Origin of the sequence: Pseudomonas sp. G11, assembly GCF_029457515.1 — a bacterium.
In the GTDB taxonomy this organism is placed as follows: domain Bacteria; phylum Pseudomonadota; class Gammaproteobacteria; order Pseudomonadales; family Pseudomonadaceae; genus Aquipseudomonas; species Aquipseudomonas gorinensis.
On record NZ_CP120377.1, the window covers coordinates 1,069,986 to 1,086,763 of the forward strand.

General features: G+C 57.0%; 9 protein-coding genes, 2 tRNA genes and 3 rRNA genes. 8 read left to right on the forward strand and 6 right to left on the reverse strand.

Features of this window, described 5'->3' with window-relative positions; all coding sequences use genetic code 11:
* The first annotated feature begins 161 nt into the window (after positions 1-161).
* On the forward strand, positions 162-1,250 hold the full coding sequence (locus P2T68_RS04750) for a calcium:proton antiporter (RefSeq protein ID WP_024073202.1): 1,089 nt from the start codon (positions 162-164) through the stop codon (positions 1,248-1,250).
* A 116-nt stretch (positions 1,251-1,366) separates the two neighbouring features.
* Here P2T68_RS04750 and P2T68_RS04755 read toward each other — a convergent pair whose 3' ends face one another.
* The 6 genes from P2T68_RS04755 to P2T68_RS04780 all read right to left on the reverse strand — a co-directional run bounded on the left by P2T68_RS04755 (position 1,367) and on the right by P2T68_RS04780 (position 7,727).
* A complete protein-coding gene (locus P2T68_RS04755) occupies positions 1,367-2,725 on the reverse strand; it encodes an 8-oxoguanine deaminase (protein ID WP_277379110.1) in 1,359 nt (452 codons plus the stop codon).
* Positions 2,726-2,909: 184 nt separating this feature from the next.
* Positions 2,910-3,596, reverse strand: coding sequence for an SDR family oxidoreductase (locus P2T68_RS04760; RefSeq protein ID WP_277379111.1), 687 nt, complete (start codon positions 3,594-3,596; stop codon positions 2,910-2,912).
* 386 nt (positions 3,597-3,982) lie between these two features.
* Positions 3,983-4,564 carry a YigZ family protein gene (locus P2T68_RS04765; protein WP_024073205.1) on the reverse strand — a complete coding sequence of 194 codons (582 nt, stop codon included), beginning with the start codon at positions 4,562-4,564 and terminating at the stop codon, positions 3,983-3,985.
* Between the two features lie 12 nt (positions 4,565-4,576).
* Positions 4,577-5,236, reverse strand: coding sequence for a TetR/AcrR family transcriptional regulator (locus tag P2T68_RS04770; RefSeq protein WP_024073206.1), 660 nt, complete (start codon positions 5,234-5,236; stop codon positions 4,577-4,579).
* Positions 5,237-5,323: 87 nt separating this feature from the next.
* Positions 5,324-6,718, reverse strand: a complete 1,395-nt coding sequence (locus tag P2T68_RS04775; protein WP_024073207.1) for a nucleobase:cation symporter-2 family protein — start codon at positions 6,716-6,718, stop codon at positions 5,324-5,326.
* Positions 6,719-6,806: 88 nt separating this feature from the next.
* On the reverse strand, positions 6,807-7,727 hold the full coding sequence (locus P2T68_RS04780; protein WP_024073208.1) for a LysR family transcriptional regulator: 921 nt from the start codon (positions 7,725-7,727) through the stop codon (positions 6,807-6,809).
* A gap of 126 nt (positions 7,728-7,853) precedes the next feature.
* On the opposite strand from P2T68_RS04780, the gene P2T68_RS04785 reads away from it, so the two are divergent.
* The 7 genes from P2T68_RS04785 to rrf all read left to right on the forward strand — a co-directional run bounded on the left by P2T68_RS04785 (position 7,854) and on the right by rrf (position 16,574).
* Entirely contained in the window at positions 7,854-9,203 is a 1,350-nt protein-coding gene (locus tag P2T68_RS04785; RefSeq protein WP_003188272.1) for an aspartate aminotransferase family protein, read from the forward strand.
* 39 nt (positions 9,204-9,242) lie between these two features.
* Positions 9,243-10,736, forward strand: a complete 1,494-nt coding sequence (locus P2T68_RS04790; RefSeq protein ID WP_069075173.1) for a CoA-acylating methylmalonate-semialdehyde dehydrogenase — start codon at positions 9,243-9,245, stop codon at positions 10,734-10,736.
* Between the two features lie 623 nt (positions 10,737-11,359).
* Positions 11,360-12,896: ribosomal RNA gene (locus P2T68_RS04795) — 16S ribosomal RNA — on the forward strand.
* A gap of 83 nt (positions 12,897-12,979) precedes the next feature.
* Positions 12,980-13,056 (forward strand) — tRNA-Ile (locus tag P2T68_RS04800).
* Positions 13,057-13,086: 30 nt separating this feature from the next.
* A tRNA-Ala gene (locus tag P2T68_RS04805) sits at positions 13,087-13,162 on the forward strand.
* 247 nt (positions 13,163-13,409) lie between these two features.
* Positions 13,410-16,301 (forward strand): 23S ribosomal RNA (locus tag P2T68_RS04810).
* Between the two features lie 157 nt (positions 16,302-16,458).
* A 5S ribosomal RNA gene (gene rrf / locus P2T68_RS04815) occupies positions 16,459-16,574 on the forward strand.
* Together the 16S, 23S and 5S rRNA genes with 2 tRNA genes alongside form the textbook arrangement of a ribosomal RNA operon.
* Positions 16,575-16,778 lie beyond the last annotated feature (204 nt).

Sequence of the window (16,778 nt, forward strand, 5' to 3'; positions counted from 1 at the left end):
TCTACAGGCCATGGCTGAAATAATCGGCAAAACCTGACCAGCAGGAGAGTATTGGTTTGATTCACGCAAGGGCGACGTGAACTAAGGTGTAACGAAACGTTAGCGGCTTGGCGCAGTCTGTACCCCATCAATGACTGATCTGCCGCACTAAAAGGCCCGGAATGCTCACATCCCTCAAGCAAGAAAAATTCATGCTGCTGGCGCTGATTGCCGCCATCGCCGCCTATCCGCTGGAGCACTGGATGCTCCACAGCGGGCAAATGGTCGCGCTGCTGGCCGGCCTGGTGCTGATCGGCTTTATCGTGGTCGCCTCCATGCGTGTTGCCCACCATGCCGAGCAACTGGCGGAAAAGGTGGGCGACCCCTACGGCACCATGATCCTGACCCTGGCCGCCGTGCTGGTGGAAGTGGTGATCCTGGCGATCATGATGAGTAACGAACCGTCTCCCACGCTGGTGCGCGACACCATCTATTCGGCGGTGATGCTCGACATCAACGGCATCCTCGGCCTGGCCGCGCTGATGGGCGGGATCAAGCACGGCGAACAGTCCTACAACGATGATTCGGCGCGGACCTACAGCGTGATGATCCTCACTGCCATGGGCGTGTCGATGGTGGTGCCGGAGTTTATCCCTGAGGCGGACTGGAAAATTTACTCTGCATTCACCATCGGCGCGATGGTGGTACTGTACACCTTGTTCCTGCGCATGCAGGTGGGCCCGCACAGTTACTTCTTCAGCTACAGCTACCCGGAAAAGCGTCGCAAGCAATTGCCGGAGGAAGAGGCGCCGCCGGTGAACCTGGCGTTCTCCATCGGCACCCTGGTGTTTGGCGTGATTGTGATCGGTGCGCTGGCCGAGGTGATGTCCAAGACGCTCGACCTCGGCCTGGAAGGCACGGGCGCTCCGCCGGTGGTCACGGCGATCGTGGTCGCCGCTATCTCGGCGGCACCGGAAATTCTGACGGCGTTGCGGGCCGCGTTGGCCAACCGCATGCAGTCGGTGGTGAATATTGCGCTGGGGGCATCGTTGTCGACGGTGATCCTGACGGTGCCCGTGATGGAGGCCATGGCGCTCTACACCGGGCAGCCGTTCCAGATGGCGATGACGCCGGTGCAAACGGTGATGGTGCTGATCACGCTGATCGTCAGCGCGATCAACCTCAACGATGGCGAAACCAACGCCATCGAAGGGATGACCCATTTTGTGTTGTTTGCGACGTTTATCATGTTGTCGATGTTGGGCTTGTAAGCACCCAATGTGGGAGGGAGCTTGCTCCCGATAGCGGTGGATCAGCCAGTACATGTGCCGACTGAAACACCACCATCGGGAGCAAGCTCCCTCCCACATTCTGACCCGTGTTTGACTTAGGTTCCGGCGATTAGCCGCCGCGCCGCCTGGCTGTGATCGGCGATCAAGCCTTTCAGGTCCAGGCCTTCGACCTGTCCGTCGATCACCCGCCATTTGCCGGCGATCATTACCCGGTCCGCGCGGTCGGCGCCGCACAACAGCAGCGCTGAAATCGGATCGTGGCTGCCGGAGAAGCGCAGCTCATCCAGTTTGAACAGCGCGAGGTCGGCCTGTTTGCCCACGGCCAATTCACCGATGTCCGTACGGCCCAGCAGGTGTGCCGACCCTTTGGTTGCCCAGCCCAGCACGCCCTCGGGTGTGATTTTTTGCGCGCCGTATCGCAGGCGCTGGATGTACAGCGCCTGGCGAGTTTCGAGGATCATGTTCGAGGCATCGTTGGAGGCCGAGCCGTCCACGCCCAGGCCGATGGGCACGCCGACCGCGAGCAGGTCGAGGGTCGGGCAAATACCGGAAGCCAGGCGCATGTTCGAACTTGGGCAGTGGCAGACCCCGGTGCCGGCGGCACCCAGGCGCGCGATTTCGTCCGGGTTGAAATGAATGCCATGTGCCAGCCACGTGCGCGGCCCGAGCCAGCCGACGCTGTCGAGGTAATCCACGGTGCGCAGGCCGAAGCGCTGCAGGCAGAAATCTTCCTCGTCGAGGGTTTCCGCCAGGTGAGTGTGCAGGCGTACATCGAGGCTCTCGGCCAGTTCGGCGCTGGCGCGCATGATTTCCGGGGTGACGGAAAACGGTGAGCAGGGCGCGAGGGCGATCTGGATCTGCGCGCCCTCGCCGCGTTCGTGGTACTGGCGGATCAGGCGTTGGCTGTCGTCCAGGATGACAGAGCCTTCTTGCACCGTCTGTTGCGGCGGCAGGCCACCGTCGGCTTCGCCCAGGCTCATGGAACCGCGGGTGAGCATGGCGCGCATACCCAGTTCGCGCACCGTTTCGACTTGCACGTCGATGGCATTTTCCAGGCCGTCGGGGAACAGGTAGTGGTGGTCAGCCGCCGTGGTGCAGCCTGAAAGCAGTAACTCCGCCAGCGCAACTTTGGACGCGAGGGCGAGCTTTTCCGGGGTCAGTCGCGCCCATACCGGATACAAGGTCTTCAGCCATGGAAACAGCGGCTGGTTGACCACCGGCGCCCAGGCACGGGTCAGGGTTTGATAGAAGTGATGATGGGTGTTGATCAACCCTGGAAGAACCACATGCTCGCGGGCATCGAATACTTGTGCACAGGGCTGCGCAGGTGCTTGCCCTATGCCCAGCACTTCGGTGATCACACCGTCTTGCAGCACCAGGCCGCCACGGGCATCGAGGCCATTGGCAGTGAAAATCGCGCGGGGGTTTTTTAACCAGGTACGGGTCGCAGGCATTGGCCGGCTCCTCTGAATGATGGGTTCAGGTTTGCCAGCTCAGTGTTGCCCTGTCTGCTGATCCAGGGTCGCCGGGGAGGGCGAGGTGGGTAGATTACGTGTAGTTCTGGATCTGGTCTAGCTGTAGGAAAGCGCGGCTTTCGAGTTCATCGCGAGCCAGCGCGCTCCCACCTTTGATCGCGGCTTACCAAGGAATGGTGTGGCCCCGGTAGTCCACAAAGTGATGGCCGCCTTTGCCGGTGTAGGCATTCACCTGATCGACCAGGCCACGTACGCTGGTGGCGACATCGATGTGCGCGTTTTCGCCGCCCATGTCGGTTTTTACCCAGCCTGGGTGCAGGGACAGCACGGTCAATTTTTGATCGCCGAGTTGGGTGATAAAGCTGTTGGTCATCGAGTTGAGTGCGGCCTTGCTGGCTTTGTACAACGCCAGGTCTGAACCATCGGGAATGGTGACGCTGCCCAGCACCGAACTCATGAAGGCCAGCACGCCACTGTCCTTGCGGATCTGTCCGACAAAGCGCTGGGCCAGGTTGATCGGCGCCACGGCGTTGGTGAAAAACAGCTGGCCGACTTCCGCCAGGGTGGCGTGGCCGGGCTCCTGGTTGGCGGGGCCCTTGACGCCGGCGTTGACGAACAGCAGGTCGAAGGTGCGGTCCTTGAGGCGCTGGCTCAGGGCAATCACGGCTTGCTGATCGTCCATGTCGAGTTTCTCGATCTCAACCGGGCCAACGGCTTTCAGTGCATCGGCCTTGTTCGGGTCACGCACGGTGGCGGTCACGTCCCAGCCGTCCTGGAGCAGTTGCTGGACCAGGCCAAGACCCAGCCCGCGAGAGGCGCCGATGATCAGTGCGGTTTTTGGCGTAGACATGAAGAGCTTCCTTTTCAGACGCGATTCAGGGAATTCAGCGCACCACCTTACCGCAGGCGTCGAAAAAAAGGAGCGGGCCTTGCTGATCAAAAAACGTACAGTTTGCGCCGAGCATTGCACGGCGTGCGACCTGTGTACTCTTGCACGGGTTATCCACAGCTTGCTCCACAGTTATTGTGCGCAAGCCACGGCTGTGGATATAAGCGCTGCGCTCCTTTGTTCTAAAGGCCATAAGCAGCCTAACTGACTGTTTTGGAGTGAGATTGGCTTGGACCGGCTAGCTTGAACAAAAACTGATCAATGCCCGCAAACCCTTGTGACAGAGGGGTTACAGACGAATGTGCTCAGCTTATCCACAGGCAGGTGCACAGTAGATGTGGGCAGTTTCAGCGTTGCAGCAGGATGCGCCCACGGCTTAAGTCGGCGAGCTGGATTTGCAGGGTCTCGATCTGCAGTTCGCCCAGGGCCAGTTGTAATTCCACGCCATTGGCGGTGAAGGTTTCCTCCACGACCAAGCCGCCGAGTTCGGCGACGCGCAGCTTGACCAGGTTCAGTTCGGAGAATCCGCAGGCGCAACTGAGCGGTACCCGGCTGATCAATTCAATACGTTCGGCCGTTTGCAGGCATTTATTCGCGCCGCCGCCGTAGGCACGGGCCAATCCACCAGTGCCCAACTGGATGCCGCCATACCAACGAATCACCAGCACCACGACCTGATCAAAACCTTGGGCTTCAATCGCCGCCAGGATCGGCCGGCCCGCCGTACCGCCGGGTTCGCCGTCGTCGTTGCTGCGGTACTGATCGGCCAGCTTCCAGGCCCAGCAGTTGTGTGTGGCGTTCAGGTCGCTGTGCTGCTCGATAAACCCTTGGGCTTCTTGTGGGCTGGTGATCGGTGCTGCGAGTGTGATGAAGCGGCTTTTGCGTATTTCTTCACGAAATTCGCAAAGGCCGGTAAGCGTGAAAGGCATAAGTTTCGTCGTCTAGAAGGCAGGCTTGATGCCACAGCCTTTGAGAATGATGTGGATCAGGTTGGTGCCGGCGTCTTCCATATCCTGCTTGGTCAGTTTGGTGCGACCGGTGACGCGGCAGATCTGGGTGGCGAAGTCGGCGTAGTGCTGGGTGCTGCCCCACAGCAGGAAGATCAGGTGCACGGGGTCGATGGGGTCCATCTTGCCGGCGTCGATCCAGGCCTGGAATACCGCGGCCCGGCCGCTGAACCAGGCGCGGTAGTCCTGGCTGAAATATTCGGTCAGGCATTCGCCGCCGCTGATGATCTCCATGGCGAAGATGCGTGAGGCCTGCGGCTGGCGCCGCGAGAATTCCATCTTGGTGCGGATGTAGCGCGTGAGTGCCACCGCAGGGTCGTCCTCGGCGGTCAGCGCGTTGAAGGTGCTGTCCCACAGTTCGAGGATATTGCTGAGCACCGCGATATACAGGCCCAGCTTGTTGGTGAAGTAGTAGTGCAAGTTGGCTTTCGGCAACCCGGCACTGGCAGCAATGGTGTTCATGCTGGTGCCCTTGTAGCCATGGCGCGCGAATTCATCTTCAGCCGCTTGAAGAATCGCTTGTTCGTTCTTTTGCCGAATACGGCTGGCGGGCTTCCCGGCGGGGTTGCTGTGGGCAGGAACTTCGAGGCTCATGGAGGTTTCCGTGCTGATCGATAGAGACGACGTGTGCACAGATAACCCACCCTCAAGCCTCAGACAAGTCCTGATGCAATAAAAGCGTCAAAGCGGTTCCAGAGTGTCGCTTTCTGGCCCGTGGTTTGCGGCAGCGGTGCCCGCCTTGGCTTCCGGCAGCAGCAGGCACAACACGATGGCCGTCAGCCCGCCGCTGGTGATGGCCGAGTCGAACAGGTTTTGCACCAGGGTTGGCATCAAGTGCAGCAGGTTGGGTTGGGCGGCAATGCCCAGGCCCACGCCAAAGGAGGTGGCGATGATCAGCATGCTGCGTCGGTCCAGCGGTGCCTGCGCCAGGATGCGCACGCCGGCCGCTGCCACGCTGCCAAACATCACCAGGGTTGCACCACCCAATACCGGCTTGGGGATCTGCTGCAGTACCGCGCCGATCAGCGGAAACAGGCCGAGGCAAAACAACACGACACCGATGTATAAGCCAACGTAACGGCTGGCGACGCCGGTGAGTTGGATCACGCCATTGTTCTGGGCGAAGGTCGTGTTGGGGAACGCACTGAACGTCGCGGCGATCATGCAACTGACGCCGTCCCCCAGCACGCCACCTTTGAGCCGGCCTATATAGGAAGGCCCGCTGATGGGCTGGCGGGCGATCATGCAATTGGCGGTAAGGTCGCCCACGGTTTCGATGCTGCTGATCAGATAAATCAGCGCGATCGGCAGGAAGGCGCTCCAGTCGAAGTTGAAACCGAAACGGAACGGCATCGGCACGCTGATCAAGGGCAGGTCGGGCAGGGCTTGGGGCACCAGCTTGCCGCTGAACCAGGCGGCTATGCTGCCAAGGGCCAGGCCGATGATGATCGCCGAGAGGCGCACCCATGGGGTATTCGAGCGGTTGAGCAGGATAATGGTCAATACCACGAACAGGCCCAGCGCCAGGTTGGTGGGCGCGCCGAAATCGGGGGCGTTGAAGCCGCCGCCCAGGTCGGTGATCCCAACCTTGATCAGGCTGATGCCGATCAGGGTGATGACAATCCCGGTGACCAGCGGCGTGATTACTCGACGCAATTGACCGATAAATCGGCTCAGTACGATCTGGACGGCTGCGCCGAAAAAGCACACACCGAAGATCATCGCCATGATGTCTTCCGGGCTACCGCCGCGTTGCTTCACGAGGAACCCGGCCGACAACACCGCGCCCAGAAACGCAAAGCTGGTGCCTTGCAGGCAGATCATGCCGGCGCCGATGCCAAATGGCCTGCGTGCCTGGATGAATGTGCCGACACCGGACACCATCAGCGCCATGCTGATCAGGTAGGGCAGGTGGGCGGTGAGGCCCAGGGTGGAGCCGATGATCAGCGGCGGAGTGATGATACCGACGAAGGCCGCCAGTACATGTTGCAGGGCGGCCAATATCGCCGCTAAGGGTTTTGGGCGGTCATTGAGGCCGTAGATCAGGTCACTGGGGCTGGAAGATTCTGGTGGCATGGCGGGCAAACTCGAGGCGGACGGTTCTAGGTCCCAGTGCCCTTGCAAAAAGCTGTCCAGTTGCTCAGCTTTTTGTGTGGAGCCCGAATTACCGTGTTGCCGCCAGACTTTCCAGGAAGCTTTCCAGCACCAAATGGGGGCGACGGCCTTTGCGCGTGACCGAAGCCAGGCTCAAATCGTAAAAGCGTGTAGCCGATTTCAACGCGCGTAGTCGGCCTTGTTGCACCCAGAGGCTGGCGTAGTGGTCGGGCAGGTAGCCGATATAGCGGCCGGTCAGGATCAGGAACGCCATGCCTTCGCGGTCCGAAGCGCTGGCAGTGCAATTGAGTGCCTGGTAGTGGGCCTGGATCTCGGCGGGCAGGCGAAAGGTGGGGGCGATGGCGTCCTGGGTGTTGATACGTTCGTCGTCCAGTTGCTTGTCGTCGGCATAAAACAGGGGATGGCCAACCGCGCAGTAGAGCAGTGAGCGTTCGCTGTACAGCGGTTGGTATTCCAGGCCGGACAATGCACTGGCCTGGGGCACCACACCGACATGCAGGCGCCCGTCGAGTACGCCTTGTTCCACTTCATTGGGCGCGATCATGCGGATCTGGATTTGCACGTCCGGACCGCGCTCCTTCAACTGCGCCAGGGCGTGAGTGATGCGCATGTGGGGCAGGGTGACCAGGTTGTCGGTGAGGCCAATGATCAACTCGCCGCGCAAATGCTGGTGCAGGCCGTTGACCTCGGTGCGAAAGCTTTCCAGGGCACTTAACAGTTGCAGGGCCGATTGGTAGACCTCGCGGCCTTCTTCGGTCAGGGAGAAACCGGCGCGCCCGCGTTGGCACAGCCTTAACCCGAGGCGTTGCTCCAGGTCGCTCATTTGCTGGCTGATGGCCGAGCGCCCGATGCCCAGCACGGTTTCCGCCGCCGAGAAGCCACCGCATTCCACCACGCTGCGGAAGATACGCAGCAGGCGAATATCGAAGTCACTGACTTGAGCCAGGGGATCGGGTCGGCGACTGCTCATAGTTTAGTGAATCCCTGACTGAAGGTTAGAAGAGTTGAATTTCACCGACTTTATCCCCGTGGCAATTTAGCTGCAACAACGCTTTTTCAATCCCGACGCTGCCTGTTGCCCTGCGAGGTTTTGCTGATGAACATGCCCGAAAACGCCCCATCGTCCCTGGCCAGCCAACTGAAGTTGGACGCGCACTGGATGCCTTACACCGCCAACCGTAACTTCCAGCGCGACCCGCGCCTGATCGTGGCCGCCGAAGGCAGCTGGTTGACCGATGACAAGGGGCGCAAGGTTTACGATTCGTTGTCGGGGCTGTGGACCTGCGGCGCCGGGCATACGCGCAAGGAGATCCAGGAAGCCGTCGCCAAGCAACTGGGTACCCTGGATTACTCGCCGGGCTTTCAATACGGTCATCCGTTGTCCTTCCAATTGGCGGAAAAGATCACCGACCTGACCCCAGGCAACCTGAACCACGTGTTCTTCACTGACTCCGGCTCCGAGTGCGCCGACACGGCGGTGAAAATGGTGCGCGCCTATTGGCGCCTGAAAGGCCAGGCGACCAAGACCAAGATGATTGGGCGTGCCCGTGGTTATCACGGTGTGAACATCGCCGGTACCAGCCTGGGCGGCGTCAACGGCAACCGTAAGCTGTTTGGCCAGGCGATGATGGATGTCGACCATCTGCCTCACACCTTGCTGGCCAGCAATGCCTTTTCCCGCGGCATGCCGGAGCAGGGCGGTATCGCCTTGGCCGATGAGCTGCTCAAGCTGATCGAATTGCATGACGCGTCGAACATCGCGGCAGTGTTTGTCGAGCCGATGGCCGGTTCCGCTGGCGTGCTGGTGCCGCCACAGGGTTATCTCAAGCGCCTGCGTGAAATCTGCGACCAGCACAACATCCTGTTGGTGTTCGATGAAGTGATCACCGGTTTTGGTCGTACCGGCTCGATGTTCGGTGCGGACAGCTTCGGCGTGACCCCGGACTTGATGTGCATCGCCAAGCAAGTCACCAACGGCGCGATCCCGATGGGCGCAGTGATTGCCAGCAGCGAGATCTACCAGACCTTCATGAACCAGGCGACGCCGGAGTACGCAGTGGAGTTCCCCCACGGCTACACCTATTCGGCGCACCCGGTGGCCTGTGCCGCTGGCTTGGCGGCACTGGATCTGCTGCAGAAGGAAAACCTGGTGCAGAGCGTGGCTGAAGTCGCGCCACACTTTGAGAATGCGCTGCACGGCTTGAAGGGCAGCAAGAACGTAATCGACATTCGTAACTATGGCCTGGCCGGTGCGATCCAGATTGCCCCGCGTGATGGTGATGCGATCGTGCGTCCATTCGAGGCCGGCATGGCTTTGTGGAAAGCCGGCTTCTACGTGCGCTTTGGTGGGGACACCCTGCAGTTTGGGCCAACCTTCAACAGCAAGCCGCAGGACCTGGATCGTCTGTTTGATGCGGTCGGCGAAGTGCTGAACAAGATCGACTGATTTCTCCTTCTATATAGAACAACTTTTCAGGAGCCCTGCATGAGCCTTATCCAGCATTTGATCAATGGCCAGTTGGTCAGCGAGACCGGTCGCACTGCCGATGTGTACAACCCGTCCACTGGCCAGGTGATTCACCAGGTGCCGTTGGCCAGCCGCGAGACTATTCAGAGCGCAATCGATTCGGCCAAGGCAGCATTTCCGGCCTGGAGGAATACGCCAGCGGCCAAGCGTGCCCAGGTGATGTTTCGTTTCAAGCAATTGCTGGAGCAGAACGAAGCACGTATCTCGCAGTTGATCAGCGAAGAGCATGGCAAGACGCTGGAAGACGCCGCCGGTGAGTTGAAGCGTGGGATCGAGAACGTGGAGTACGCGTGCTCGGCGCCGGAGATTCTCAAGGGCGAGTACAGCCGCAATGTCGGGCCGAACATTGATGCCTGGTCGGATTTCCAGCCGTTGGGCGTGGTGGCAGGCATTACACCGTTCAACTTCCCGGCGATGGTGCCACTGTGGATGTATCCGCTGGCGATCGTTTGCGGCAACTGCTTCATCCTCAAGCCGTCGGAGCGTGATCCAAGCTCGACGTTGCTGATCGCGCAACTGTTGCAGGAGGCTGGCCTGCCTAAAGGTGTGCTGAGCGTGGTGCACGGTGACAAGGGCGCGGTGGATGCGTTGATCGAGGCGCCGGAAGTCAAGGCGCTGAGCTTCGTCGGCTCGACACCGATTGCCGAGTACATCTATGCCGAAGCGACCAAACGTGGCAAACGCGTGCAGGCACTGGGCGGGGCGAAGAACCATGCGGTGCTGATGCCGGATGCGGACCTGGATAATGCGGTCAGTGCCTTGATGGGGGCGGCCTATGGTTCGTGCGGTGAACGTTGCATGGCGATCTCGGTGGCCGTGTGCGTGGGTGACCAGGTGGCGGATGCATTGATCGCCAAGCTGGTGCCGCAGGTCAAGGCGCTGAAGATCGGTGCGGGCACCTCCTGCGGGCTGGATATGGGGCCGCTGGTGACAGGGCAGGCGCGGGATAAGGTCAGTGGCTATATAGAAGACGGTGTGGCTGCGGGCGCTGAACTGGTAGTTGATGGTCGTGGCTTGAGTGTTGCCGGGCATGAAGAGGGGTTCTTCCTGGGCGGCAGTTTGTTCGATCGCGTGACGCCCGAGATGCGTATCTATAAAGAAGAGATCTTCGGGCCGGTGCTGTGCGTGGTTCGGGTGAATAGCCTGGAAGCTGCGATGCAGCTGATTAACGATCACGAGTACGGCAACGGTACCTGCATCTTCACCCGTGATGGGGAGGCGGCGCGTCTGTTCTGTGACGAGATTGAAGTGGGGATGGTCGGCGTGAACGTGCCACTGCCGGTGCCGGTGGCGTATCACAGCTTTGGTGGTTGGAAGCGTTCGCTGTTCGGTGACTTGCATGCTTATGGTCCGGATGGGGTGCGTTTCTACACACGTCGCAAGGCGATTACCCAGCGTTGGCCGCAACGGGCCAGTCATGAAGCGTCGCAGTTTGCGTTTCCTAGCTTGTAATAAGCGTTGAAAGCCGGCCCCTTGGGGCCGGCTTTCGTGTATTTGAGGCTTTTTTGATCGATATGACAGAAATATGAAAATAGGTGTTGACGGCAGATTCTGGAAGTCTATAATTCGCCCCACTTCCGGCGCAGTCGAAACGGAAAACTCCTTGGTAAACAAAGAGTTACGCAAGATTCGACAGCGGCCTGCTTCAGTTCATCGAAGCCCAGAAGGAGTTGGTAGAGCAGTGTCGTTTGGCTCTATTAACGTTTCGATCCTCTCGGTCGAAAGCGGAGAAAAAGAGGTGTTGACAGCAGCGTGTAACGCTGTAGAATTCGCCTCCCGCTAACGAGAGATCGGAAGCGCAAGTGGTTGAAGTTACAAAGGAAACTTTGAAAACTTCTGAAAATAATCACTTGACAGCAAATGAGGCTGCTGTAGAATGCGCGCCTCGGTTGAGACGAAAGATCTTAACCAACCGCTCTTTAACAACTGAATCAAGCAATTCGTGTGGGTGCTTGTGGAGTCAGACTGATAGTCAACAAGATTATCAGCATCACAAGTTACTCCGCGAGAAATCAAAGATGTAACCAACGATTGCTGAGCCAAGTTTAGGGTTTCTTAAAAACCCAAAGATGTTTGAACTGAAGAGTTTGATCATGGCTCAGATTGAACGCTGGCGGCAGGCCTAACACATGCAAGTCGAGCGGTAGAGAGAAGCTTGCTTCTCTTGAGAGCGGCGGACGGGTGAGTAATGCCTAGGAATCTGCCTGGTAGTGGGGGATAACGTTCGGAAACGGACGCTAATACCGCATACGTCCTACGGGAGAAAGCAGGGGACCTTCGGGCCTTGCGCTATCAGATGAGCCTAGGTCGGATTAGCTAGTTGGTGAGGTAATGGCTCACCAAGGCGACGATCCGTAACTGGTCTGAGAGGATGATCAGTCACACTGGAACTGAGACACGGTCCAGACTCCTACGGGAGGCAGCAGTGGGGAATATTGGACAATGGGCGAAAGCCTGATCCAGCCATGCCGCGTGTGTGAAGAAGGTCTTCGGATTGTAAAGCACTTTAAGTTGGGAGGAAGGGCAGTTACCTAATACGTGATTGTTTTGACGTTACCGACAGAATAAGCACCGGCTAACTCTGTGCCAGCAGCCGCGGTAATACAGAGGGTGCAAGCGTTAATCGGAATTACTGGGCGTAAAGCGCGCGTAGGTGGTTAGTTAAGTTGGATGTGAAATCCCCGGGCTCAACCTGGGAACTGCATTCAAAACTGACTGACTAGAGTATGGTAGAGGGTGGTGGAATTTCCTGTGTAGCGGTGAAATGCGTAGATATAGGAAGGAACACCAGTGGCGAAGGCGACCACCTGGACTGATACTGACACTGAGGTGCGAAAGCGTGGGGAGCAAACAGGATTAGATACCCTGGTAGTCCACGCCGTAAACGATGTCAACTAGCCGTTGGGAGCCTTGAGCTCTTAGTGGCGCAGCTAACGCATTAAGTTGACCGCCTGGGGAGTACGGCCGCAAGGTTAAAACTCAAATGAATTGACGGGGGCCCGCACAAGCGGTGGAGCATGTGGTTTAATTCGAAGCAACGCGAAGAACCTTACCAGGCCTTGACATCCAATGAACTTTCTAGAGATAGATTGGTGCCTTCGGGAACATTGAGACAGGTGCTGCATGGCTGTCGTCAGCTCGTGTCGTGAGATGTTGGGTTAAGTCCCGTAACGAGCGCAACCCTTGTCCTTAGTTACCAGCACGTTATGGTGGGCACTCTAAGGAGACTGCCGGTGACAAACCGGAGGAAGGTGGGGATGACGTCAAGTCATCATGGCCCTTACGGCCTGGGCTACACACGTGCTACAATGGTCGGTACAGAGGGTTGCCAAGCCGCGAGGTGGAGCTAATCCCATAAAACCGATCGTAGTCCGGATCGCAGTCTGCAACTCGACTGCGTGAAGTCGGAATCGCTAGTAATCGCGAATCAGAATGTCGCGGTGAATACGTTCCCGGGCCTTGTACACACCGCCCGTCACACCATGGGAGTGGGTTGCACCAGAAGTAGCTAGTCTAACCTTCGGGGGGACGGTTACCACGGTGTGATTCATGACTGGGGTGAAGTCGTAACAAGGTAGCCGTAGGGGAACCTGCGGCTGGATCACCTCCTTAATCGACGACATCAGCTGCTCCATAAGTTCCCACACGAATTGCTTGATTCATTGAAGAAGACGATAAAGAAGCAGCCCGAAATTGGGTCTGTAGCTCAGTTGGTTAGAGCGCACCCCTGATAAGGGTGAGGTCGGCAGTTCGAATCTGCCCAGACCCACCAATTTTGTGTGGGAAACGCCTGTAGAAATACGGGGCCATAGCTCAGCTGGGAGAGCGCCTGCCTTGCACGCAGGAGGTCAACGGTTCGATCCCGTTTGGCTCCACCACTACTGCTTCTAGACGTTGAAAGCTTAGAAATGAGCATTCCATCACTGCGATGGTGAATGTTGATTTCTAGTCTTTGATTAGATCGTTCTTTAAAAATTTGGGTATGTGATAGAAAGATAGACTGAACGTTACTTTCACTGGTAACGGATCAGGCTAAGGTAAAATTTGTGAGTTCTCTTAGTTGAGAAATTCGAATTTTCGGCGAATGTCGTCTTCACAGTATAACCAGATTGCTTGGGGTTATATGGTCAAGTGAAGAAGCGCATACGGTGGATGCCTTGGCAGTCAGAGGCGATGAAAGACGTGGTAGCCTGCGAAAAGCTTCGGGGAGTCGGCAAACAGACTTTGATCCGGAGATGTCTGAATGGGGGAACCCAGCCATCATAAGATGGTTACCTTACACTGAATACATAGGTGTAAGGGGCGAACCAGGGGAACTGAAACATCTAAGTACCCTGAGGAAAAGAAATCAACCGAGATTCCCTTAGTAGTGGCGAGCGAACGGGGACTAGCCCTTAAGTGGCTTTGAGATTAGCGGAACGCTCTGGAAAGTGCGGCCATAGTGGGTGATAGCCCTGTACGCGAAAATCTCTTAGTCATGAAATCGAGTAGGACGGAGCACGAGAAACTTTGTCTGAATATGGGGGGACCATCCTCCAAGGCTAAATACTACTGACTGACCGATAGTGAACTAGTACCGTGAGGGAAAGGCGAAAAGAACCCCGGAGAGGGGAGTGAAATAGATCCTGAAACCGTATGCGTACAAGCAGTGGGAGCCCACTTTGTTGGGTGACTGCGTACCTTTTGTATAATGGGTCAGCGACTTATTTTCAGTGGCGAGCTTAACCGAATAGGGGAGGCGTAGCGAAAGCGAGTCTTAATAGGGCGTCTAGTCGCTGGGAATAGACCCGAAACCGGGCGATCTATCCATGGGCAGGTTGAAGGTTGGGTAACACTAACTGGAGGACCGAACCGACTACCGTTGAAAAGTTAGCGGATGACCTGTGGATCGGAGTGAAAGGCTAATCAAGCTCGGAGATAGCTGGTTCTCCTCGAAAGCTATTTAGGTAGCGCCTCATGTATCACTGTAGGGGGTAGAGCACTGTTTCGGCTAGGGGGTCATCCCGACTTACCAAACCGATGCAAACTCCGAATACCTACAAGTGCCGAGCATGGGAGACACACGGCGGGTGCTAACGTCCGTCGTGAAAAGGGAAACAACCCAGACCGTCAGCTAAGGTCCCAAAGTTATGGTTAAGTGGGAAACGATGTGGGAAGGCTTAGACAGCTAGGAGGTTGGCTTAGAAGCAGCCACCCTTTAAAGAAAGCGTAATAGCTCACTAGTCGAGTCGGCCTGCGCGGAAGATGTAACGGGGCTCAAACCATACACCGAAGCTACGGGTATCACGTAAGTGATGCGGTAGAGGAGCGTTCTGTAAGCCTGTGAAGGTGAGTTGAGAAGCTTGCTGGAGGTATCAGAAGTGCGAATGCTGACATGAGTAACGACAATGGGTGTGAAAAACACCCACGCCGAAAGACCAAGGTTTCCTGCGCAACGTTAATCGACGCAGGGTTAGTCGGTCCCTAAGGCGAGGCTGAAAAGCGTAGTCGATGGAAAACAGGTTAATATTCCTGTACTTCTGGTTATTGCGATGGAGGGACGGAGAAGGCTAGGCCAGCTTGGCGTTGGTTGTCCAAGTTTAAGGTGGTAGGCTGAGATCTTAGGTAAATCCGGGATCTTAAGGCCGAGAGCTGATGACGAGTTATCTTTTAGATGACGAAGTGGTTGATGCCATGCTTCCAAGAAAAGCTTCTAAGCTTCAGGTAACCAGGAACCGTACCCCAAACCGACACAGGTGGTTGGGTAGAGAATACCAAGGCGCTTGAGAGAACTCGGGTGAAGGAACTAGGCAAAATGGCACCGTAACTTCGGGAGAAGGTGCGCCGGTGAGGGTGAAGGACTTGCTCCGTAAGCCCATGCCGGTCGAAGATACCAGGCCGCTGCGACTGTTTATTAAAAACACAGCACTCTGCAAACACGAAAGTGGACGTATAGGGTGTGACGCCTGCCCGGTGCCGGAAGGTTAATTGATGGGGTTAGCTAACGCGAAGCTCTTGATCGAAGCCCCGGTAAACGGCGGCCGTAACTATAACGGTCCTAAGGTAGCGAAATTCCTTGTCGGGTAAGTTCCGACCTGCACGAATGGCGTAACGATGGCGGCGCTGTCTCCACCCGAGACTCAGTGAAATTGAAATCGCTGTGAAGATGCAGTGTATCCGCGGCTAGACGGAAAGACCCCGTGAACCTTTACTATAGCTTTGCACTGGACTTTGAATTTGCTTGTGTAGGATAGGTGGGAGGCTTTGAAGCGTGGACGCCAGTTCGCGTGGAGCCAACCTTGAAATACCACCCTGGCAACTTTGAGGTTCTAACTCAGGTCCGTTATCCGGATCGAGGACAGTGTATGGTGGGTAGTTTGACTGGGGCGGTCTCCTCCTAAAGAGTAACGGAGGAGTACGAAGGTGCGCTCAGACCGGTCGGAAATCGGTCGTAGAGTATAAAGGCAAAAGCGCGCTTGACTGCGAGACAGACACGTCGAGCAGGTACGAAAGTAGGTCTTAGTGATCCGGTGGTTCTGTATGGAAGGGCCATCGCTCAACGGATAAAAGGTACTCCGGGGATAACAGGCTGATACCGCCCAAGAGTTCATATCGACGGCGGTGTTTGGCACCTCGATGTCGGCTCATCACATCCTGGGGCTGAAGCCGGTCCCAAGGGTATGGCTGTTCGCCATTTAAAGTGGTACGCGAGCTGGGTTTAGAACGTCGTGAGACAGTTCGGTCCCTATCTGCCGTGGACGTTTGAGATTTGAGAGGGGCTGCTCCTAGTACGAGAGGACCGGAGTGGACGAACCTCTGGTGTTCCGGTTGTCACGCCAGTGGCATTGCCGGGTAGCTATGTTCGGAATAGATAACCGCTGAAAGCATCTAAGCGGGAAACTAGCCTCAAGATGAGATCTCACTGGGACCTTGAGTCCCCTGAAGGGCCGTCGAAGACTACGACGTTGATAGGTTGGGTGTGTAAGCGCTGTGAGGCGTTGAGCTAACCAATACTAATTGCCCGTGAGGCTTGACCATATAACACCCAAGCAATTTGCTGACCTGAAAAGGCACCAGATTGCGGTGTGTGAAGACGAAACGAACCGAAAGTTCGAAGTTCACAAAACACCGAAAGCTATCACATACCCAATTTGCTGAAGCGAGGCCAACTGGCCACGACTCAGTACCCGAATTTCTTGACGACCATAGAGCATTGGAACCACCTGATCCCATCCCGAACTCAGTAGTGAAACGATGCATCGCCGATGGTAGTGTGGGGTTTCCCCATGTGAGAGTAGGTCATCGTCAAGATTAAATTCCGAAACCCCATTTGCGAAAGCAGATGGGGTTTTGTTTTGGGCGATCGAAAAGCGCAGGCGCAAGCGTGCTCATGCAGCACGATAACGCTGACGCGCACCGTCGGGCACACCGCCTCCGGCTCCAATTCCTATACTTGCCCCCAATCGCCCGACAAATTTGCACAGTTATTTCTGAACCAGACCACTAGAATAGGCA